Origin of the sequence: Saccharopolyspora elongata (assembly GCF_004348985.1) — a bacterium.
GTDB lineage: Bacteria > Actinomycetota > Actinomycetes > Mycobacteriales > Pseudonocardiaceae > Saccharopolyspora > Saccharopolyspora elongata.
Map to the genome: position 1 here is coordinate 1 of NZ_SMKW01000209.1, position 1,605 is coordinate 1,605.

Sequence of the window (1,605 nt, forward strand, 5' to 3'; positions counted from 1 at the left end):
CGGGCAACTCGGCTGAACCTGGTTGCGGGCCCGGCAACGGCTGTGGTTCATCTTGTTGAACGCCTTGGCGCTGGGTGGGCAGCAGCGTGCCGCCGATGCTGCTCGGGCCGGGCACTTCCTTGCGTGCGACCTCTTCGGCCGCCCGCACGGCTTCGGCGATCTCTGGGGTGGTGGAGGTGTCGAACCAGGATTTGATCGATTCCTCTTCATCTTCGGGTGCGGTGGTGGGGATTTCTTCCTTCGGTGGTTCGTAGCGGAAGACGCCGTCCGTGCCGGGGGCGCCGAGCATCCGTGCGAAGCCTTCCAGGGCTTTGTCGAAGTCGCTGGGCACGACCCATACCTTGTTGGCGTTTCCCTGCGCCATCTGCGGGAGCGTCTGTAGGTACTGGTAGGCGAGCAGCTCCGGGGTCGGTTTGCCGCGTTTGACGGCGGCGAAGACCTTTTCGACGGCTTTGGCTTGGCCTTGTGCCTGCAGGTAGCGGCTGGCCCGATCGCCTTGCGCCCGCAGGATGCTGGACTGGCGGTCGGCCTCGGCGCCGAGGATGGCCGCCTTCTTCTGACCTTCGGCGGCGAGGATCGCGGCTTGTTTCTGGCCTTCTGCGGTCTTGATCGACGATTCCCGCTGTCCTTCGGCGTTGAGGATGGTGGCGCGCTTCTCGCGGTCGGCGCGCATCTGCTTCTCCATGGAGTCCTTGATGGACGGTGGTGGGTCGATGGCTTTGAGTTCCACCCGTGCGACGCGGATGCCCCAGCGTCCGGTCTCTTGATCCAGCACTCCGCGGAGCTGGGTGTTGATGGCGTCGCGGGAGGTCAGAGTTTCTTCCAGGCTCATGCCGCCGACGACGTTGCGCAGTGTGGTGGTGGTGAGCTGCTCGACACCGATGATGTAGTTGGAGATCTCGTAAACGGCCGAGCGTGCGTCGGTGACCTGGAAGTACACCACGGTGTCGATGGACACCGTCAGGTTGTCCTGGGTGATCACCGGCTGCGGTGGGAAGGACACGACCTGCTCGCGCAGGTCGACGCGGGCGCGTACCTGGTCCAGGAACGGCGCCAGGAAGTTCAGGCCCGGCTCGGCCACGTTGCGGAACCGGCCGAGCCGTTCGATCACCGAGGCCGTTGCCTGCGGCACCACCAGCACGGTCTTCACCGCGATCACGAGGACCAGCAGCACGATGACAGCGAGGACGATCAGTCCGAGCGGGTCCACGTCAGCCTCCTCAGGGTTCTGCCCACACGACGGCGGTGGCCCCGGAGATGTCCATGACCGTCACCGTCTGGCCGGTCTCCAGCACCTGGGTTTCGTCGAATGCCCGGGCTGACCACACGTCGCCATTGATGCGCACCCGACCGCGCGTGGCATCCACGGTCGATTCGACGACAGCCTTCTTGCCGATCAGCGCTGCCACGTTGGTCTTCAGCTCGAGACCGCGGTTCAGCCGTCGTTTCAGCGCGGGCCGGGCGACGAAGATCAGTCCCAGTCCCAGTAGGGCGAACACGGCGGCATCGACGCCTAGCGGCACTCCCAACGCCGCTGCACCGGCAGCCCCGATGGCGGCGAGGCCGAGCATCAGCAACACGAGTTCACCCGAGATGACCTCGGCC

At 65.7% G+C, this 1,605-nt stretch carries 2 protein-coding genes; both read right to left on the reverse strand.

Translation table 11 applies throughout. The features are described 5' to 3' along the window. Nucleotides 1-1,210: SPFH domain-containing protein (locus E1288_RS46315; RefSeq protein ID WP_132495695.1), on the reverse strand; the 1,210-nt coding region annotated here is incomplete at its 3' end. Nucleotides 1,211-1,220: 10 nt separating this feature from the next. Next, on the reverse strand, nucleotides 1,221-1,605 hold a 385-nt coding region (locus tag E1288_RS46320), incomplete at its 5' end, for an NfeD family protein (RefSeq protein WP_132495697.1).